Genomic DNA, 24,120 nt, shown 5'->3' on the forward strand with positions numbered 1-24,120 from the left:
TTTAATAATAATTTGATAATATAATGAATTTGTATATTTTGTTTAACGTTTAGTAACAATAAACATACTTCTTCTGTTTTGTTGATGTTGCGCTTCTGTACATTCAATTCCATTTGCACATTTATTTACTAATTGTGTTTCACCATAACCTCTTCCAGATATTCTGCTAGAATCAATATTACCTTTTGTTATGATCCAATTCTTAGTCGCTTCATTTCTTCTTTGAGATAAAGCGATGTTATAACTATCTGATGCACGAGAATCTGTATGTGATTGTACATCTATATTAACACTTGGATATTTTTGAAGATAATCTATTACTTTTTGTAATTCTACTTGTGCATCTGGTCTTATGTTGGATTTATCAAAATCAAAATAAATTGGATTTAATTTAAGCTCTGTAAATAAATCTTTTCCTACTGCTACCGGTTGATCTACTTCAGGTTTTAAATTTAATTTAAGTACAACGTCTTCTTCTATATTTGGATCTACGTTAAAGGTTTCTTCAGATTGTATAAAATTATCTTTAGATGCAATAATTTTATAGGTTTGTTTTTTACAACTTCCTTCGTAACTAAAAACACCATTTTGATCGGAGGTTAAGTTTTGAACTTCTACGCCTTTACTATTTAATATAACAACACTTGCGTATGGAATAATTGTATTGGTAGTTTTATCTACTGTTGTTCCTGATATAAATTGGGTACAAAATTGTCTATTAAACTTATAGATATCGTCGTCTCCTTTACCATTATATCTATTAGATGTTAAGTAACCTTGATTAGAAAACTCGTCTACTATAAATTCAAAATCGTCTCTAGAACTGTTAATAGGCTTACCTAAGTTTGTGACAGATATATTTGCTTGATCTAATTTGGTCATAAAAATATCTAATCCGCCTAATCCTTGATGTCCATCTGAAGAAAAATACAAAGTACCATTGTTACTTATGTACGGGAAGTTTTCTCTTCCTTCTGTATTAACTTTATCTCCTAAGTTAACTGGATCACCGTAGGTACCATCTTCATGAATATCTACATAAAACAAATCCGATTTACCGAAAGTTCCAGGCATATCACTAGCAAAATATAATTTTGTTTCGTCTAGGTTTAATGCAGGATGAGCTACATTATAATCATCATTATTAAATGGTAAACTTTCTATATTTGTCCATTTTCCATCTACTAAATGTGCTTTATATATTTTTAGACCATTAACTTTTTCATCACTTTTTCTAACTTTTCCTTTAAAGTAATTATTTCTGGTAAAATACATTACATTCCCATCTTTTGAGAATGTTGTTGAAGACTCATGGAATTTTGTATTTATTTCTTCTGAAAGTTTTACAGGTTTAGTTGAATCTTTTTCGATATAAAATAAATCTAGAAAAGGTTGTTCATTCCATTTATACAATTTACCATCGCCTCTTGATGATGCGAATACAATACCGTTTTTATAAAACGAAGTACCAAAATCTGAAAACCTAGAATTAACCTCTAAATTTTCAAGTTCGAAATCTCCAGATAATGCTTCTATTGTTTCTAAATAATTTGGTGATTTTGAAAATAAAATCGCTCTAGAATCTTCTGGTTTTAATACTGCAAATTTTTTCATGTATTTATTTGCATTTTGGTAATCGCCAATTGCTTTTAATGACATGGCGTAACGGTAATAATATTCGTATTCTACAACAATATCTTTTAATGCAAATAATTCTCCGTACCATTTTGACGCATCTTCCATTTTTACGTTAAAATAATATGCGTTTGCAAGTGTTTTTAAGACTTCTGGTGTACGATTACCGTCTTCTACTAATTTTAGTAATTCTTTAGTAGTTTCTACATATGATAATTTTTCGTATTTCTTTTCTGTTTTAGCAGAAATACCTTCTTGAGCAAAACTTGTATTGTATATAAACACTAATAAAAGTGGAAATAATATATATAATCTTTTCATAATTTTTTAGAAAAATCTTGGTGATAATATCTTAGTTACGTCTCTTGGTTCAAATCTTAGAAAAACTTCAAAAGAACCTTGTTCGAATTTAGTTTGTCCTAAATCTGTAGTTTCTCTATCGTATGCAAAACCAAGCATAAAGCTTTCGGATAATTGGTAACCTAACATTGCACTAACAGCTGCATCCCATCTATAGGCCAATCCAAAAGTAAATTTTTCTTTTAATAATGCATTTGCCGAAATATCTGCTTGTAATGGTGCTCCTTGTACTGCTTTAATTAAAGCAGCTGGTTTTAGTTTTAAATCAGAATTGATATCAAAAACATAACCTCCAATTAAATAAAAGTTCATTCGTTCTGTCGCAGTAGATAAAGAAGACTCGTCAAAATGTTTTGTTTCTAAAATATTTGGAACAGAAAGTCCTAAATACCATTTATCTGCTTTTCGATAGTAAACTCCTGCTCCAAAATTTGGTGAAAATTTATTCTCTATATCAGACTGCAATAATACATCTCCGCCGTTATATTGGCTTAACTCAGAATATCTAACATCTAATAAGTGTCCTCCAGCTTTTAAACCTAAAGCTAATCTACCTTCGTCTGAAACATTAATTGTATATGAAAAATCTGCATCTACGTAGGTTTCTTGAGTTGGTCCAATTCTATCATTAATTATTGATAAACCTAAGCCTATCTTATTGTTTTCGTCTATAGGCGAATGGATATTAAATGTTCCTGTATCTGGAGCTCCATCTAAACCAACCCATTGTGTTCTATATAACAATAATGCGCTTAATCCATCTCTAGAACCAGCATAAGCAGGATTAACACTCATTGTATTGTACATATACTGAGTATACTGTGCATCTTGCTGAGCATAAACTTGATTTACTACTAACGTAGTAAAAAGTGTTAGTATGGTTAAAAATTTAATTTTCATTTTAACTTTTTTATTTAATGAAGAGGCAAAATAAATTGCCTCTTTTTAATTAACGTTGAATGTATAAGTAACCTGCTTTAGATTTTGTTTCGTTACCATTGTTATATTCAATGATATAGAAATATGTTCCTACTGGTAATTGCTTATCTGCTTCAATAGTAGCTCTACCATTGGATACCCCATTAAAGAAGTTTCCTGATTGACCATAACCTGATGTTTGATATACAATTACTCCCCATCTGTTATAGATTGTAACCGTGTTATCTGGATATAACTCTATATTTCTTATCACAAATACATCATTATCTCCATCTCCGTTAGGAGTTACAGCATTAAATACTTCTAAATCATCCTCAGAAGGATTTGCATTGTTTACACCTAGATAATCTGGCAGTCCATCTCCATCACTATCTACAGCATCATCACCAAATCCAATACCATTTCCGTTAGAATCTGGATACTCGTCTTCTGTTAATATTCCGTCGTTATCATCATCTGTATCTAAATAATCTGGAATTCCGTCACCATCTGTATCATCATTAGTTGGATTATTATCTCCTGTTGAATCTACACTTCCATCAGAAATATCTGTATCTCCATAATCTTCATTTACAGTATCTATACCATCACCATCATCATCTGGATCTAACCAATCTGGAATACCATCGTTGTCTGTATCTCCATAAGGAAACTCTACTCCATTTGGTACATTATCGTTATCACAATCTGCATCAAACCAATCTCCAGATTGAGCCACATCAGCTTCGTTTAAATAATTAAAATCACAAGCGTCTAATGGATTTGTACCATCATTTATTTCAGTTTCATTTAGATAGCCATCACCATCACAATCTGAAGATAACCATGGTTCTGATTGAATTTCAGTAACACTATCTGGATTATAATCACACGGATTATTTGAATCTGTTCCTTCTAATATTTCTACTGAACTTAATACTCCATCTCCATCAGGATCTCCATCTGGTTCGTAAGTAATTGTAATAGTAGCTTGATTAGATACATTTCCATCATTGTCCTGAATTGTATAGTTAATTGGTGTTGGATTATCATTAAATCCATCTTCTGGAGTAAATGTTAATATACCTAAATTATCTATAGTCCAAGTACCTTCTCCTGGTACTACCAACGTATCATTAAACCCATCTCCATCGCTATCTGTAGCTCCGTTTGTAGTAATGTTAATTGTTGATAAATCTAAAGTTCCATCAGAATCAACATCTGGACCATTACCATTATCTGCAACTAAATCTATAATAACAATTGAACCAAATGGATTTAATAAACTATCATCATCCTCTGCAATTGGGTTTTGAGTTGCATAATCTATTGAAACTGTAGCTTCGTTAGATACATTTCCATCATTATCTTCTACAGTATAACCTATTGGAGTTGGATCGTCCGTAAAGCCTGATTCAGGTATAAATGTAATTATTCCTGTAGTAGGATCTACTACCCACGTACCTTCTCCTGGAACTACTAATGTATCATTATACCCATCACCATCAGCATCAAAAGCTGAAGGATCTGTAAGATTTACTGTAGTTGGATCTATTGTTCCATTAGCGTCAGAATCATTTGATGTGACATCTACTGAAACAGGTGAACCTGAAGTCGCATTGACTACAGAATCATCCACTGCGATTGGTGTACATCCTCCTGCTCCGGTATTTGGATCACATGGATCGTTTGGATCTGATGGTCCTGTTGGTACTAATGGTGTGTTTGGATCGTCAATTCCTGTTGTTTCCTCACAGTCGGTTAAACCATCTCCATCACTATCTGTTGCATCTAATCCGATTGGATCACATGGATCGTTTGGATCTGATGGTCCCGTTGGTACTAATGGCGTGTTTGGATCGTCATTACCTGTTGTTTCCTCACAGTCGGTTAAACCATCTCCATCTGTATCCGTTGCATCTAATCCGATTGGATCACATGGATCGTTTGGATCGGATGGTCCTGTTGGTACTAATGGTGTATTTGGATCGTCATTGCCTGTCGTTTCCTCACAGTCAGTTAAACCATCTCCATCTGTATCCGTTGCATTTAATCCTATTGGATCACATGGATCGTTTGGATCTGATGGTCCTGTTGGTACTAATGGTGTATTTGGATCGTCATTGCCTGTTGTTTCCTCACAATCGGTTAAACCATCTCCATCTGTATCTGTTGCATCTAATCCGATTGGATCACATGGATCGTTTGGATCGGATGGTCCTGTTGGTACTAATGGTGTATTTGGATCGTCATTGCCTGTCGTTTCCTCACAGTCAGTTAAACCATCTCCATCTGTATCTGTTGCATCTAATCCGATTGGATCACATGGATCGTTTGGATCTGATGGTCCTGTTGGTACTAATGGTGTGTTTGGATCGTCATTACCTGTTGTTTCCTCACAGTCGGTTAAGCCATCTCCATCACTATCTGTAGGGAATGGACAAGTATCTACTGTTACTGTTATTGTAGCTGTATTTGATACATTTCCATCATTATCCTCTACGGTATAAGATATTGGCGTTGTCGTTCCTGTAAATGTAGGATCTGGTGTAAATGTGATTGTACCATCTCCATTATCTGTATATGTTCCTTCTCCTGGTACTGTGATAGTACTTTGCTGTCCTGGTGTCAATGGATCTAAATCTACTGTTGTATCTTCTATCGTACCATTTGGATCACTATCATTATCTGTAATATCTATCACTACTGGAGTATTAGGCTGTGTACTTGATGAATCATCCACTGCAATTGGAGTACATCCTCCTGCTCCGGTATTTGGATCACATGGATCGTTTGGATCTGATGGTCCTGTTGGTACTAATGGCGTGTTTGGATCGTCATTACCTGTTGTTTCCTCACAATCGGTTAAACCGTCTCCATCTGTATCTGTTGCATCTAATCCGATTGGATCACATGGATCGTTTGGATCGGATGGTCCTGTTGGTACTAATGGTGTGTTTGGATCGTCATTTCCTGTTGTTTCCTCACAGTCGGTTAAGCCATCTCCATCTGTATCCGTTGCATCTAATCCGATTGGATCACATGGATCGTTTGGATCTGATGGTCCCGTTGGTACTAATGGTGTGTTTGGATCGTCATTACCTGTCGTTTCCTCACAATCGGTTAAACCGTCTCCATCTGTATCTGTTGCATCTAATCCGATTGGATCACATGGATCGTTTGGATCTGATGGTCCCGTTGGTACTAATGGTGTATTTGGATCGTCATTGCCTGTCGTTTCCTCACAATCGGTTAAACCGTCTCCATCTGTATCTGTTGCATCTAATCCGATTGGATCACATGGATCGTTTGGATCTGATGGTCCTGTTGGTACTAATGGTGTGTTTGGATCGTCATTACCTGTTGTTTCCTCACAGTCGGTTAAGCCATCTCCATCACTATCTGTAGGGAATGGACAAGTATCTACTGTTACTGTTATTGTAGCTGTATTTGATACATTTCCATCATTATCCTCTACGGTATAAGATATTGGCGTTGTCGTTCCTGTAAATGTAGGATCTGGTGTAAATGTGATTGTACCATCTCCATTATCTGTATATGTTCCTTCTCCTGGTACTGTGATAGTACTTTGCTGTCCTGGTGTCAATGGATCTAAATCTACTGTTGTATCTTCTATCGTACCATTTGGATCACTATCATTATCTGTAATATCTATCACTACTGGAGTATTAGGCTGTGTACTTGATGAATCATCCACTGCAATTGGAGTACATCCTCCTGCTCCGGTATTTGGATCACATGGATCGTTTGGATCTGATGGTCCTGTTGGTACTAATGGCGTGTTTGGATCGTCATTACCTGTTGTTTCCTCACAATCGGTTAAACCGTCTCCATCTGTATCTGTTGCATCTAATCCGATTGGATCACATGGATCGTTTGGATCGGATGGTCCTGTTGGTACTAATGGTGTGTTTGGATCGTCATTTCCTGTTGTTTCCTCACAGTCGGTTAAGCCATCTCCATCTGTATCCGTTGCATCTAATCCGATTGGATCACATGGATCGTTTGGATCTGATGGTCCCGTTGGTACTAATGGTGTGTTTGGATCGTCATTACCTGTCGTTTCCTCACAATCGGTTAAACCGTCTCCATCTGTATCTGTTGCATCTAATCCGATTGGATCACATGGATCGTTTGGATCTGATGGTCCCGTTGGTACTAATGGTGTGTTTGGATCGTCATTACCTGTCGTTTCCTCACAATCGGTTAAACCGTCTCCATCTGTATCTGTTGCATCTAATCCGATTGGATCACATGGATCGTTTGGATCGGATGGTCCTGTTGGTACTAATGGTGTGTTTGGATCGTCATTACCTGTCGTTTCCTCACAGTCAGTTAAACCATCTCCATCTGTATCCGTTGCATTTAATCCTATTGGATCACATGGATCGTTTGGATCTGATGGTCCTGTTGGTACTAATGGCGTGTTTGGATCGTCATTACCTGTTGTTTCCTCACAATCGGTTAAACCGTCTCCATCTGTATCTGTTGCATCTAATCCGATTGGATCACATGGATCGTTTGGATCGGATGGTCCTGTTGGTACTAATGGTGTGTTTGGATCGTCATTTCCTGTTGTTTCCTCACAGTCGGTTAAGCCATCTCCATCTGTATCCGTTGCATCTAATCCGATTGGATCACATGGATCGTTTGGATCTGATGGTCCCGTTGGTACTAATGGTGTGTTTGGATCGTCATTACCTGTCGTTTCCTCACAATCGGTTAAACCGTCTCCATCTGTATCTGTTGCATCTAATCCGATTGGATCACATGGATCGTTTGGATCGGATGGTCCTGTTGGTACTAATGGTGTGTTTGGATCGTCATTACCTGTCGTTTCCTCACAGTCAGTTAAACCATCTCCATCTGTATCTGTTGCATCTAATCCGATTGGATCACATGGATCGTTTGGATCGGATGGTCCCGTTGGTACTAATGGTGTGTTTGGATCGTCATTACCTGTTGTTTCCTCACAGTCGGTTAAGCCATCTCCATCTGTATCCGTTGCATTTAATCCTATTGGATCACATGGATCGTTTGGATCTGATGGTCCTGTTGGTACTAATGGTGTATTTGGATCGTCATTACCTGTTGTTTCCTCACAGTCGGTTAAACCATCTCCATCTGTATCCGTTGCATCTAATCCGATTGGATCACATGGATCGTTTGGATCGGATGGTCCTGTTGGTACTAATGGTGTATTTGGATCGTCATTACCTGTTGTTTCCTCACAGTCGGTTAAACCATCTCCATCTGTATCCGTTGCATCTAATCCGATTGGATCACATGGATCGTTTGGATCTGATGGTCCTGTTGGTACTAATGGTGTGTTTGGATCGTCATTTCCTGTTGTTTCCTCACAATCGGTTAAACCATCTCCATCTGTATCCGTTGCATCTAATCCGATTGGATCACATGGATCGTTTGGATCTGATGGTCCTGTTGGTACTAACGGTGTGTTTGGATCGTCATTGCCTGTTGTTTCCTCACAATCGGTTAAACCATCTCCATCTGTATCCGTTGCATCTAATCCGATTGGATCACATGGATCGTTTGGATCTGATGGTCCCGTTGGTACTAATGGTGTGTTTGGATCGTCATTACCTGTCGTTTCCTCACAATCGGTTAAACCGTCTCCATCTGTATCCGTTGCATCTAATCCGATTGGATCACATGGATCGTTTGGATCTGATGGTCCCGTTGGTACTAATGGTGTGTTTGGATCGTCATTACCTGTCGTTTCCTCACAGTCAGTTAAACCATCTCCATCTGTATCCGTTGCATTTAATCCTATTGGATCACATGGATCGTTTGGATCTGATGGTCCTGTTGGTACTAATGGCGTGTTTGGATCGTCATTACCTGTTGTTTCCTCACAATCGGTTAAACCGTCTCCATCTGTATCTGTTGCATCTAATCCGATTGGATCACATGGATCGTTTGGATCGGATGGTCCTGTTGGTACTAATGGTGTGTTTGGATCGTCATTTCCTGTTGTTTCCTCACAGTCGGTTAAGCCATCTCCATCACTATCTGTAGGGAATGGACAAGTATCTACTGTTACTGTTATTGTAGCTGTATTTGATACATTTCCATCATTATCCTCTACGGTATAAGATATTGGCGTTGTCGTTCCTGTAAATGTAGGATCTGGTGTAAATGTGATTGTACCATCTCCATTATCTGTATATGTTCCTTCTCCTGGTACTGTGATAGTACTTTGCTGTCCTGGTGTCAATGGATCTAAATCTACTGTTGTATCTTCTATCGTACCATTTGGATCACTATCATTATCTGTAATATCTATCACTACTGGAGTATTAGGCTGTGTACTTGATGAATCATCCACTGCAATTGGAGTACATCCTCCTGCTCCGGTATTTGGATCACATGGATCGTTTGGATCTGATGGTCCTGTTGGTACTAATGGCGTGTTTGGATCGTCATTACCTGTTGTTTCCTCACAATCGGTTAAACCGTCTCCATCTGTATCTGTTGCATCTAATCCGATTGGATCACATGGATCGTTTGGATCGGATGGTCCTGTTGGTACTAATGGTGTGTTTGGATCGTCATTTCCTGTTGTTTCCTCACAGTCGGTTAAGCCATCTCCATCTGTATCCGTTGCATCTAATCCGATTGGATCACATGGATCGTTTGGATCTGATGGTCCCGTTGGTACTAATGGTGTGTTTGGATCGTCATTACCTGTCGTTTCCTCACAATCGGTTAAACCGTCTCCATCTGTATCTGTTGCATCTAATCCGATTGGATCACATGGATCGTTTGGATCTGATGGTCCCGTTGGTACTAATGGTGTATTTGGATCGTCATTGCCTGTCGTTTCCTCACAATCGGTTAAACCGTCTCCATCTGTATCTGTTGCATCTAATCCGATTGGATCACATGGATCGTTTGGATCTGATGGTCCTGTTGGTACTAATGGTGTGTTTGGATCGTCATTACCTGTCGTTTCCTCACAGTCGGTTAAACCATCTCCATCTGTATCCGTTGCATTTAATCCTATTGGATCACATGGATCGTTTGGATCGGATGGTCCTGTTGGTACTAATGGTGTATTTGGATCGTCATTACCTGTTGTTTCCTCACAGTCGGTTAAACCATCTCCATCTGTATCCGTTGCATCTAATCCGATTGGATCACATGGATCGTTTGGATCTGATGGTCCTGTTGGTACTAATGGTGTGTTTGGATCGTCATTTCCTGTTGTTTCCTCACAATCGGTTAAACCATCTCCATCTGTATCCGTTGCATCTAATCCGATTGGATCACATGGATCGTTTGGATCTGATGGTCCTGTTGGTACTAACGGTGTGTTTGGATCGTCATTGCCTGTTGTTTCCTCACAATCGGTTAAACCATCTCCATCTGTATCCGTTGCATCTAATCCGATTGGATCACATGGATCGTTTGGATCTGATGGTCCCGTTGGTACTAATGGTGTGTTTGGATCGTCAATTCCTGTCGTTTCCTCACAGTCGGTTAAACCGTCTCCATCACTATCTGTAGGGAATGGACAAGTATCTACTGTTACTGTTATTGTAGCTGTATTTGATACATTTCCATCATTATCCTCTACGGTGTAAGATATTGGTGTTGTCGTTCCTGTAAATGTAGGATCTGGTGTAAATGTGATTGTACCATCTCCATTATCTGTATATGTCCCTTCTCCTGGTACTGTGATAGTACTTTGCTGTCCTGGTGTCAATGGATCTAAATCTACTGTTGTATCTTCTATCGTACCATCTGGATCGTTATCATTATTTAGTATTGGTATCACTATAGAAATCCCAGGTTCAGTTGAAGCTGTATCATTTATTGCAATTGGCGTCTGTGCATCGTAATCTAAGCTGATCGTAGATGCGTTTGAAACATTACCATCGTTGTCTTCTACTGTATATGCTATTGGTGTTGGATCGCCTGTAAAGCCTACCTCTGGGGTAAAGGTCACGGCGCCTGTAGTATTGTCTACCGTCCAGGTTCCTTCACCTGCAACCACTAACGTATCGTTATCACCATCGCCATCACTATCTGTTGCGCCGGCTGTAATAATGTTTACCGTACTAGCGTCTAACGTCCCATCTGGATCGGTATCTATTCCATTACCATTGTCTGCAAATGGATCGACTACTGCTGCCGTGTTGGTCGTTAATCCTGTGATGGTATCGTCTTGCGTGATTGGCGTCTGTGCATCGTAATCTAAGCTGATCGTAGATGCGTTTGAAACATTACCATCGTTGTCTTCTACTGTATATGCTATTGGTGTTGGATCGCCTGTAAAGCCTACCTCTGGGGTAAAGGTCACGGCGCCTGTGGTATTGTCTACCGTCCAGGTTCCTTCACCTGCAACCACTAACGTATCGTTATCACCATCGCCATCACTATCCGTTGCGCCGGCTGTAATAATGTTTACCGTACTAGCGTCTAACGTCCCATCTGGATCGGTATCTATTCCATTACCATTGTCTGCAAATGGATCGACTACTGCTGCCGTGTTGGTCGTTAATCCTGTGATGGTATCGTCTTGCGTGATTGGCGTCTGTGCATCGTAATCTAAGCTGATCGTAGATGCGTTTGAAACATTACCATCGTTGTCTTCTACTGTATATGCTATTGGTGTTGGATCGCCTGTAAAGCCTACCTCTGGGGTAAAGGTCACGGCGCCTGTGGTATTGTCTACCGTCCAGGTTCCTTCGCCTGCAACCACTAACGTATCGTTATCACCATCGCCATCACTATCCGTTGCGCCGGCTGTAATAATGTTTACCGTACTAGCGTCTAACGTCCCATCTGGATCGGTATCTATTCCATTACCATTGTCTGCAAATGGATCGACTACTGCTGCCGTGTTGGTCGTTAATCCTGTGATGGTATCGTCTTGCGTGATTGGCGTCTGTGCATCGTAATCTAAGCTGATCGTAGATGCGTTTGAAACATTACCATCGTTGTCTTCTACTGTATATGCTATTGGTGTTGGATCGCCTGTAAAGCCTACCTCTGGGGTAAAGGTCACGGCGCCTGTAGTATTGTCTACCGTCCAGGTTCCTTCACCTGCAACCACTAACGTATCGTTATCACCATCGCCATCACTATCTGTTGCGCCGGCTGTAATAATGTTTACCGTACTAGCGTCTAACGTCCCATCTGGATCGGTATCTATTCCATTACCATTGTCTGCAAATGGATCGACTACTGCTGCCGTGTTGGTCGTTAATCCTGTGATGGTATCGTCTTGCGTGATTGGCGTCTGTGCATCGTAATCTAAGCTGATCGTAGATGCGTTTGAAACATTACCATCGTTGTCTTCTACTGTATATGCTATTGGTGTTGGATCGCCTGTAAAGCCTACCTCTGGGGTAAAGGTCACGGCGCCTGTAGTATTGTCTACCGTCCAGGTTCCTTCACCTGCAACCACTAACGTATCGTTATCACCATCGCCATCACTATCCGTTGCGCCGGCTGTAATAATGTTTACCGTACTAGCGTCTAACGTCCCATCTGGATCGGTATCTATTCCATTACCATTGTCTGCAAATGGATCGACTACTGCTGCCGTGTTGGTCGTTAATCCTGTGATGGTATCGTCTTGCGTGATTGGCGTCTGTGCATCGTAATCTAAGCTGATCGTAGATGCGTTTGAAACATTACCATCGTTGTCTTCTACTGTATATGCTATTGGTGTTGGATCGCCTGTAAAGCCTACCTCTGGGGTAAAGGTCACGGCGCCTGTAGTATTGTCTACCGTCCAGGTTCCTTCGCCTGCAACCACTAACGTATCGTTATCACCATCGCCATCACTATCCGTTGCGCCGGCTGTAATAATGTTTACCGTACTAGCGTCTAACGTCCCATCTGGATCGGTATCTATTCCATTACCATTGTCTGCAAATGGATCGACTACTGCTGCCGTGTTGGTCGTTAATCCTGTGATGGTATCGTCTTGCGTGATTGGCGTCTGTGCATCGTAATCTAAGCTGATCGTAGATGCGTTTGAAACATTACCATCGTTGTCTTCTACTGTATATGCTATTGGTGTTGGATCGCCTGTAAAGCCTACCTCTGGGGTAAAGGTCACGGCGCCTGTAGTATTGTCTACCGTCCAGGTTCCTTCACCTGCAACCACTAACGTATCGTTATCACCATCGCCATCACTATCTGTTGCGCCGGCTGTAATAATGTTTACCGTACTAGCGTCTAACGTCCCATCTGGATCGGTATCTATTCCATTACCATTGTCTGCAAATGGATCGACTACTGCTGCCGTGTTGGTCGTTAATCCTGTGATGGTATCGTCTTGCGTGATTGGCGTCTGTGCATCGTAATCTAAGCTGATCGTAGATGCGTTTGAAACATTACCATCGTTGTCTTCTACTGTATATGCTATTGGTGTTGGATCGCCTGTAAAGCCTACCTCTGGGGTAAAGGTCACGGCGCCTGTAGTATTGTCTACCGTCCAGGTTCCTTCACCTGCAACCACTAACGTATCGTTATCACCATCGCCATCACTATCTGTTGCGCCGGCTGTAATAATGTTTACCGTACTAGCGTCTAACGTCCCATCTGGATCGGTATCTATTCCATTACCATTGTCTGCAAATGGATCGACTACTGCTGCCGTGTTGGTCGTTAATCCTGTGATGGTATCGTCTTGCGTGATTGGCGTCTGTGCATCGTAATCTAAGCTGATCGTAGATGCGTTTGAAACATTACCATCGTTGTCTTCTACTGTATATGCTATTGGTGTTGGATCGCCTGTAAAGCCTACCTCTGGGGTAAAGGTCACGGCGCCTGTAGTATTGTCTACCGTCCAGGTTCCTTCACCTGCAACCACTAACGTATCGTTATCACCATCGCCATCACTATCTGTTGCGCCGGCTGTAATAATGTTTACCGTACTAGCGTCTAACGTCCCATCTGGATCGGTATCTATTCCATTACCATTGTCTGCAAATGGATCGACTACTGCTGCCGTGTTGGTCGTTAATCCTGTGATGGTATCGTCTTGCGTGATTGGCGTCTGTGCATCGTAATCTAAGCTGATCGTAGATGCGTTTGAAACATTACCATCGTTGTCTTCTACTGTATATGCTATTGGTGTTGGATCGCCTGTAAAGCCTACCTCTGGGGTAAAGGTCACGGCGCCTGTAGTATTGTCTACCGTCCAGGTTCCTTCACCTGCAACCACTAACGTATCGTTATCACCATCGCCATCACTATCTGTTGCGCCGGCTGTAATAATGTTTACCGTACTAGCGTCTAACGTCCCATCTGGATCGGTATCTATTCCATTACCATTGTCTGCAAATGGATCGACTACTGCTGCCGTGTTGGTCGTTAATCCTGTGATGGTATCGTCTTGCGTGATTGGCGTCTGTGCATCGTAATCTAAGCTGATCGTAGATGCGTTTGAAACATTACCATCGTTGTCTTCTACTGTATATGCTATTGGTGTTGGATCGCCTGTAAAGCCTACCTCTGGGGTAAAGGTCACGGCGCCTGTAGTATTGTCTACCGTCCAGGTTCCTTCACCTGCAACCACTAACGTATCGTTATCACCATCGCCATCACTATCTGTTGCGCCGGCTGTAATAATGTTTACCGTACTAGCGTCTAACGTCCCATCTGGATCGGTATCTATTCCATTACCATTGTCTGCAAATGGATCGACTACTGCTGCCGTGTTGGTCGTTAATCCTGTGATGGTATCGTCTTGCGTGATTGGCGTCTGTGCATCGTAATCTAAGCTGATCGTAGATGCGTTTGAAACATTACCATCGTTGTCTTCTACTGTATATGCTATTGGTGTTGGATCGCCTGTAAAGCCTACCTCTGGGGTAAAGGTCACGGCGCCTGTAGTATTGTCTACCGTCCAGGTTCCTTCACCTGCAACCACTAACGTATCGTTATCACCATCGCCATCACTATCCGTTGCGCCGGCTGTAATAATGTTTACCGTACTAGCGTCTAACGTCCCATCTGGATCGGTATCTATTCCATTACCATTGTCTGCAAATGGATCGACTACTGCTGCCGTGTTGGTCGTTAATCCTGTGATGGTATCGTCTTGCGTGATTGGCGTCTGTGCATCGTAATCTAAGCTGATCGTAGATGCGTTTGAAACATTACCATCGTTGTCTTCTACTGTATATGCTATTGGTGTTGGATCGCCTGTAAAGCCTACCTCTGGGGTAAAGGTCACGGCGCCTGTAGTATTGTCTACCGTCCAGGTTCCTTCGCCTGCAACCACTAACGTATCGTTATCACCATCGCCATCACTATCTGTTGCGCCGGCTGTAATAATGTTTACCGTACTAGCGTCTAACGTCCCATCTGGATCGGTATCTATTCCATTACCATTGTCTGCAAATGGATCGACTACTGCTGCCGTGTTGGTCGTTAATCCTGTGATGGTATCGTCTTGCGTGATTGGCGTCTGTGCATCGTAATCTAAGCTGATCGTAGATGCGTTTGAAACATTACCATCGTTGTCTTCTACTGTATATGCTATTGGTGTTGGATCGCCTGTAAAGCCTACCTCTGGGGTAAAGGTCACGGCGCCTGTAGTATTGTCTACCGTCCAGGTTCCTTCACCTGCAACCACTAACGTATCGTTATCACCATCGCCATCACTATCCGTTGCGCCGGCTGTAATAATGTTTACCGTACTAGCGTCTAACGTCCCATCTGGATCGGTATCTATTCCATTACCATTGTCTGCAAATGGATCGACTACTGCTGCCGTGTTGGTCGTTAATCCTGTGATGGTATCGTCTTGCGTGATTGGCGTCTGTGCATCGTAATCTAAGCTGATCGTAGATGCGTTTGAAACATTACCATCGTTGTCTTCTACTGTATATGCTATTGGTGTTGGATCGCCTGTAAAGCCTACCTCTGGGGTAAAGGTCACGGCGCCTGTAGTATTGTCTACCGTCCAGGTTCCTTCACCTGCAACCACTAACGTATCGTTATCACCATCGCCATCACTATCTGTTGCGCCGGCTGTAATAATGTTTACCGTACTAGCGTCTAACGTCCCATCTGGATCGGTATCTATTCCATTACCATTGTCTGCAAATGGATCGACTACTGCTGCCGTGTTGGTCGTTAATCCTGTGATGGTATCGTCTTGCGTGATTGGCGTCTGTGCATCGTAATCTAAGCTGATCGTAGATGCGTTTGAAACATTACCATCGTTGTCTTCTACTGTATATGCTATTGGTGTTGGATCGCCTGTAAAGCCTACCTCTGGGGTAAAGGTCACGGCGCCTGTAGTATTGTCTACCGTCCAGGTTCCTTCGCCTGCAACCACTAACGTATCGTTATCACCATCGCCATCACTATCCGTTGCGCCGGCTGTAATAATGTTTACCGTACTAGCGTCTAACGTCCCATCTGGATCGGTATCTATTCCATTACCATTGTCTGCAAATGGATCGACTACTGCTGCCGTGTTGGTCGTTAATCCTGTGATGGTATCGTCTTGCGTGATTGGCGTCTGTGCATCGTAATCTAAGCTGATCGTAGATGCGTTTGAAACATTACCATCGTTGTCTTCTACTGTATATGCTATTGGTGTTGGATCGCCTGTAAAGCCTACCTCTGGGGTAAAGGTCACGGCGCCTGTAGTATTGTCTACCGTCCAGGTTCCTTCACCTGCAACCACTAACGTATCGTTATCACCATCGCCATCACTATCCGTTGCGCCGGCTGTAATAATGTTTACCGTACTAGCGTCTAACGTCCCATCTGGATCGGTATCTATTCCATTACCATTGTCTGCAAATGGATCGACTACTGCTGCCGTGTTGGTCGTTAATCCTGTGATGGTATCGTCTTGCGTGATTGGCGTCTGTGCATCGTAATCTAAGCTGATCGTAGATGCGTTTGAAACATTACCATCGTTGTCTTCTACTGTATATGCTATTGGTGTTGGATCGCCTGTAAAGCCTACCTCTGGGGTAAAGGTCACGGCGCCTGTAGTATTGTCTACCGTCCAGGTTCCTTCGCCTGCAACCACTAACGTATCGTTATCACCATCGCCATCACTATCCGTTGCGCCGGCTGTAATAATGTTTACCGTACTAGCGTCTAACGTCCCATCTGGATCGGTATCTATTCCATTACCATTGTCTGCAAATGGATCGACTACTGCTGCCGTGTTGGTCGTTAATCCTGTGATGGTATCGTCTTGCGTGATTGGCGTCTGTGCATCGTAATCTAAGCTGATCGTAGATGCGTTTGAAACATTACCATCGTTGTCTTCTACTGTATATGCTATTGGTGTTGGATCGCCTGTAAAGCCTACCTCTGGGGTAAAGGTCACGGCGCCTGTAGTATTGTCTACCGTCCAGGTTCCTTCACCTGCAACCACTAACGTATCGTTATCACCATCGCCATCACTATCTGTTGCGCCGGCTGTAATAATGTTTACCGTACTAGCGTCTAACGTCCCATCTGGATCGGTATCTATTCCATTACCATTGTCTGCAAATGGATCGACTACTGCTGCCGTGTTGGTCGTTAATCCTGTGATGGTATCGTCTTGCGTGATTGGCGTCTGTGCATCGTAATCTAAGCTGATCGTAGATGCGTTTGAAACATTACCATCGTTGTCTTCTACTGTATATGCTATTGGTGTTGGATCGCCTGTAAAGCCTACCTCTGGGGTAAAGGTCACGGCGCCTGTAGTATTGTCTACCGTCCAGGTTCCTTCACCTGCAACCACTAACGTATCGTTATCACCATCGCCATCACTATCCGTTGCGCCGGCTGTAATAATGTTTACCGTACTAGCGTCTAACGTCCCATCTGGATCGGTATCTATTCCATTACCATTGTCTGCAAATGGATCGACTACTGCTGCCGTGTTGGTCGTTAATCCTGTGATGGTATCGTCTTGCGTGATTGGCGTCTGTGCATCGTAATCTAAGCTGATCGTAGATGCGTTTGAAACATTACCATCGTTGTCTTCTACTGTATATGCTATTGGTGTTGGATCGCCTGTAAAGCCTACCTCTGGGGTAAAGGTCACGGCGCCTGTAGTATTGTCTACCGTCCAGGTTCCTTCGCCTGCAACCACTAACGTATCGTTATCACCATCGCCATCACTATCCGTTGCGCCGGCTGTAATAATGTTTACCGTACTAGCGTCTAACGTCCCATCTGGATCGGTATCTATTCCATTACCATTGTCTGCAAATGGATCGACTACTGCTGCCGTGTTGGTCGTTAATCCTGTGATGGTATCGTCTTGCGTGATTGGCGTCTGTGCATCGTAATCTAAGCTGATCGTAGATGCGTTTGAAACATTACCATCGTTGTCTTCTACTGTATATGCTATTGGTGTTGGATCGCCTGTAAAGCCTACCTCTGGGGTAAAGGTCACGGCGCCTGTAGTATTGTCTACCGTCCAGGTTCCTTCACCTGCAACCACTAACGTATCGTTATCACCATCGCCATCACTATCCGTTGCGCCGGCTGTAATAATGTTTACCGTACTAGCGTCTAACGTCCCATCTGGATCGGTATCTATTCCATTACCATTGTCTGCAAATGGATCGACTACTGCTGCCGTGTTGGTCGTTAATCCTGTGATGGTATCGTCTTGCGTGATTGGCGTCTGTGCATCGTAATCTAAGCTGATCGTAGATGCGTTTGAAACATTACCATCGTTGTCTTCTACTGTATATGCTATTGGTGTTGGATCGCCTGTAAAGCCTACCTCTGGGGTAAAGGTCACGGCGCCTGTAGTATTGTCTACCGTCCAGGTTCCTTCGCCTGCAACCACTAACGTATCGTTATCACCATCGCCATCACTATCCGTTGCGCCGGCTGTAATAATGTTTACCGTACTAGCGTCTAACGTCCCATCTGGATCGGTATCTATTCCATTACCATTGTCTGCAAATGGATCGACTACTGCTGCCGTGTTGGTCGTTAATCCTGTGATGGTATCGTCTTGCGTGATTGGCGTCTGTGCATCGTAATCTAAGCTGATCGTAGATGCGTTTGAAACATTACCATCGTTGTCTTCTACTGTATATGCTATTGGTGTTGGATCGCCTGTAAAGCCTACCTCTGGGGTAAAGGTCACGGCGCCTGTAGTATTGTCTACCGTCCAGGTTCCTTCACCTGCAACCACTAACGTATCGTTATCACCATCGCCATCACTATCTGTTGCGCCGGCTGTAATAATGTTTACCGTACTAGCGTCTAACGTCCCATCTGGATCGGTATCTATTCCATTACCATTGTCTGCAAATGGATCGACTACTGCTGCCGTGTTGGTCGTTAATCCTGTGATGGTATCGTCTTGCGTGATTGGCGTCTGTGCATCGTAATCTAAGCTGATCGTAGATGCGTTTGAAACATTACCATCGTTGTCTTCTACTGTATATGCTATTGGTGTTGGATCGCCTGTAAAGCCTACCTCTGGGGTAAAGGTCACGGCGCCTGTAGTATTGTCTACCGTCCAGGTTCCTTCACCTGCAACCACTAACGTATCGTTATCACCATCGCCATCACTATCCGTTGCGCCGGCTGTAATAATGTTTACCGTACTAGCGTCTAACGTCCCATCTGGATCGGTATCTATTCCATTACCATTGTCTGCAAATGGATCGACTACTGCTGCCGTGTTGGTCGTTAATCCTGTGATGGTGTCGTCTTGCGTGATTGGATTAATAAAAACAGTTAGTGTTACACAGTTAATTTCATTTATACAATTATTATTATCATGTGTTATTAATAAACAATATTGAGTATTGTTTAAACCTGTAACATCTAAAATATTTAAAGTTTGAGAATTTTCTCCAGTATAATTAGAGTCTGATGCAAGAATTGCTGTTCCTCCTGAAGTTGGATTTCCTATATACCACTGATAATTAATCCCTGGAGAAACATCTGTTCCAACAGAATAATCTGGTGTTGTATTAGGTGCTGTTCCTGTATAAGTATTTGTAGAAGTTGCTGATACTGATGTTATTGTAAATGTAGCTGGATTACCAGATTCTACATTTTGATCCAATAAAGCAGAAGCATCTACAACTACTTGAGTTGGAGTAGTTACATTTACATTTGTTCCAGTGTAAGCTGAAGAATAGCCAACAACTTGACCATTTGCATCATAAGATGTACCATCTACCTCACCATTATTATCATTATCTAAATGACCTGCTTCTACAGCATCATTACATCCATCATTATCTGAATCTATATCTTGATAATCAAAGAATCCATCACCATCTGTATCTTTACAACTTAATACTCTTGCTTCATCAAAATTTAATTCTTCTTCCATAGAAACTACATAAGAATATGTACCTGGAGGAAGAATAACTTCTCTTTCTATAAATAACCAAGGAGTGTTTTGAGAATCTCCATTTGAATCTATTACTAAAATACCTGTTCCGTCCATAACAGTTCCTGTAGTTCCAATTCCTGAAACAATTTGGATACTACCATTACCAACTAGGTTATCTCTTGCTGAGAAATATCCTGAATAAGTTACTTTTGAAGTAGTTGTTAATGTGAAAGATTGATAAAAATCATTAGAACCATTAGCTATATCTAAGTAGTGTTGAAGTGTTCCTGCTCCTGTTAAAGGATTGGCATCTTCAAAAGGACCTGCACTACCGTAATCAAATCCTCCAGCTCCATCAACTTGAACAACATTGGCATCATTACCTGTTCCTAAAACCCATGGAGAAATATCTACTGGAAAATTATTTCCATTATTTAAACCTGATACATTTTCAAATCCTCCTTGAGATAATAAACTTTCACACTCTACAGAATCTAAAATACCATCATTATCATCGTCTAAATCACAACCATCAGGTACAGCATCTCCATCTGCATTTAAATTATCATCATAACCATTACAAACATCATTTGCATCTATGACTCCATCTCCATCTGAATCACACTGACCAAAAGCATCTGATGGTACTCCATCTACAGATCCTCCGACTGATTGACCATTATTAACATCTACATTATTTGGTACTCCTGTTGTTGTATTAACTGCTCCGGTTAATTGTCCATTTACATCTACAGAAGTTAAGTCTATATTGTCTCCTCCTTCTAATGCATCTGGACATCCATCTGCATCTGAATCTGTATCTAATTGGTTTGGAATACCATCATTATCAGTGTCTGGACACGCTAAAACTGTAGCATTCAAAACAATTGAAGTGATTGTATTAATAATATTTTCCCTTGAACCATTTTGAGCTAAATCTTCAAATAATAATGAAGCGTTAGTGAAAGGATTATTAGCAATAAATGTTGCGCTTGCTCCATTAGTTTCACCTCCAGCTGTGCCTCTAACTAAAACGGAACCTATTGCTCCTCTTGAAACCAACTCTTGAGCAGAACTTCCACCTACAGATAGATTTAAGGATGCATTCCCAGCTTGATTATTAGATATTAGTGCTCCTGTATTCAAATCATAAGAAGCCATATCTCCATTATTGATTTGCCATGTACCAGAAATGGTAAATGCAATACCATCTGTAGGGTCCGTACCATTATTATCTCTATCATAATCATCAAGAGTAGGAAGTTGAATTCTATCAATTGCTATAGAAGAATAAAAAGTTATAGCGCTTTCAAAAACATCTAATCCTGGTGCTCCATCACCATCCTGTGCTTGAATTGACGGAGTATTTCCTGCTGTAATTATTACACCACTTGGTTCAACTGTATTAGTTGACCCAAAATAATGAGTTGGATTAGTAGATTGCCTAATAGTTAATATTTCTTCTACCCCATTTATCATCGCGGTAAATACTAAATTCCCATTTGATGATAATGTTTCATTATATGTGAAGTTAACATTTAACGTCTCTGAGCATTCATTTTCATCTAAAATACCATCGTTATCATCATCTAAATCACAACCGTCTGGTATTGAATCTCCATCTGAATCTACTGAATCATCAAAACCTTCACAAATATCGCTTTCATTTAAAACACCATCACCATCTGTATCACAACCACTTACTGCTGCATTTTGAGAACTCACATCGTTTTGTCCTCCAGAAGCAGCGTTAGGAACTCCATTTGCATCTTCTGTATCGTTAATGGATCCATCTGGATTAAGATCTGCTGTTACAAATCCACCATTTCCTTCAACAGCATCAAAACAACCATCTCCGTCTGCATCTGTATCAAATTGATTTATTAATCCATCTCCATCAATATCGAATTGATCACTAATACCATCGCCGTTTGCATCTACAAATCCAGAATAATCAGAATCGTAATAATCTGCTGCACCATCACCATCTTCGTCTCCAAAAGGATTTAATCCTGCTTGTTCTGTTGTATCTAGTATACCATCATTATCATCATCTAAATCTGCACTATCGGTTAATCCATCTTCATCAGAATCACAGCTAGGAATTAAAATTGGTGAAGGAGGAATAGTTTTTGTCGCACCATAGAACCAAGTGTTTACTATTCTTGTGTTACCAAAATCATCACACAGAACATTATTTGTATTATTTCCACCTTGGCTAATTGCAGGAACAGAATCGTCTGGATTACTAGAGCTCCAAGCATGTGCTGGACCAAATATTCCATCTATTAATCGCTCTCTACTAAAAGCAGGATTAACTGTTGTCAGGTTATTTAAAGCGTTACTACCTGTTGGGTTACAACCAGTACCATCATTTGTCACGGTAATATTTCTATCATCCCAAAATAATCGTCTGTTTCCAACTGTTGGAGCAACACCACTAATGCTAAGACCATTAATATTTAGTTCGGCATCATCCATAGGTACATTTGTACGACCTATATAAGATGTTACTGTAATGGTTGTTGTACCGCCTGTAACAGGGTTACCTAAACCATCATTTCCGTCCCAAGGAATTAACTTTAATCCTGGTGTATTTTCATAAACTTCTATTAAAACATCTTCGGTATTTTCTTGATAACCAGCAACTCCATTAAAATCTAAAATAATTGCAGTATCTTGAGCTAAAATTAATGTTATTGGAATAAAATAATTTCCAGGACAACCTCTAATTTCATCTGCTACAACTGGATCTGGTTCTATACTTGGTACAAAAACATTCTGATCTGGAGATGTTATAAAAATCTGAAATCCATTATCTAATGAAGGAGCCAGACCAGTCCCATAAGACACTGATCCTCTTGTTAATAAAAAATCGTTAGCAGGATTATCATCATCATTAACAACTCCAAATCTATTCATCGCTAATTGATAACCAAAAGGCCTAAAACCAGGTTCGAACTGTACTTCTACAATTACTTGATCATCTGTATATGCAAAAAAGTCTCCTTCAAAAGAAGCATTTCCTGAAGGATTTGGAACATTTGGAGTTCCTGCATTGTTATCTGCATTTTCAACTAAATAGGTAATAAAACTCCATTTTCTTGACCAAATTCTACCGTCAACTTGATTATTAGCAGCATCAGATACGGTAAAATCAAAATATGGTAGAAAATTAATTCCTCCAGGAGCAGTATTTACTGCTGTTGCACCACCATCGTTACTTGAATAAAGTTCTATATAATAATCTCCGTTTGCAGAAGGATCAAAAACTATAGGATTATATCCAGCTGGCGTAGCACCTCCAATATTTGGACCTGCAACTGCTCTAGCATAATTAGGAATATATCCTGCTGCAGTACCACTATTTGTGAATAATGTTGGTGGTGTTTGAGCAACACCTGCAGCATTAAATATTCTATAATAAAAATTAGTTAATAAAGGATTATTACCACCTTGATAAGAGTTTCTAATTCTTGCCTGAACACCAAAGTATAAATTTTCTGATGTGGCATCCGCAATTGTAAAATACAATCTATTAGATTCTGGAGCTCCAATATATGGTCCAGAATTAGATGCATCTGTCCTAATATAAATTGCAGTTCCATTAGTTGCATTAGGCATTACTTGTCTAGTACCGTCTGCAAAAGCATTAGAGGTTAATAATAAAGAAAAGAATAAAAATGCTACAAACTTAATTCTTTGGGAGAAAGTAATTTTGCTCATGTTAAAATAATAAGATTTAAACTTCTAAATTTCATAATATTAGTTAGCCTATAAATTATTTAAATTTATAGGTAACATTAAATTGTATTGAAAATCAGGGGAATAAACAATAACCTAGTCTAATTATCCGATTTTAC

3 protein-coding genes are annotated in these 24,120 nt (G+C 40.8%); all 3 read right to left on the reverse strand.

Annotated features, from left to right (window positions below; all coding sequences use genetic code 11):
- Positions 1-42: 42 nt before the first annotated feature.
- From IFB02_RS01300 to IFB02_RS01310, 3 genes are read right to left on the reverse strand one after another with little or no spacing between them, the layout of a single operon-like run.
- Positions 43-1,956 (reverse strand): OmpA family protein, encoded by a 1,914-nt coding sequence (locus tag IFB02_RS01300; protein WP_223878862.1) that lies wholly within the window; start codon positions 1,954-1,956, stop codon positions 43-45.
- A 6-nt stretch (positions 1,957-1,962) separates the two neighbouring features.
- On the reverse strand, positions 1,963-2,895 hold the full coding sequence (locus tag IFB02_RS01305) for a PorP/SprF family type IX secretion system membrane protein (RefSeq protein ID WP_106687881.1): 933 nt from the start codon (positions 2,893-2,895) through the stop codon (positions 1,963-1,965).
- A gap of 49 nt (positions 2,896-2,944) precedes the next feature.
- A complete protein-coding gene (locus tag IFB02_RS01310) occupies positions 2,945-23,983 on the reverse strand; it encodes a tandem-95 repeat protein (RefSeq protein ID WP_191072944.1) in 21,039 nt (7,012 codons plus the stop codon).
- Positions 23,984-24,120 lie beyond the last annotated feature (137 nt).

Source organism: Mesoflavibacter profundi (assembly GCF_014764305.1).
Classification (GTDB): domain Bacteria; phylum Bacteroidota; class Bacteroidia; order Flavobacteriales; family Flavobacteriaceae; genus Mesoflavibacter; species Mesoflavibacter profundi.

Coding starts and splice junctions, on each gene's coding strand:
- IFB02_RS01300 (WP_223878862.1), bottom strand. CDS start 1,956: ATGAAAAGATTATATATATTATTTCCACTTTTATTAGTGTTTATATAC.
- IFB02_RS01310 (WP_191072944.1), bottom strand. CDS start 23,983: ATGAGCAAAATTACTTTCTCCCAAAGAATTAAGTTTGTAGCATTTTTA.
- IFB02_RS01305 (WP_106687881.1), bottom strand. CDS start 2,895: ATGAAAATTAAATTTTTAACCATACTAACACTTTTTACTACGTTAGTA.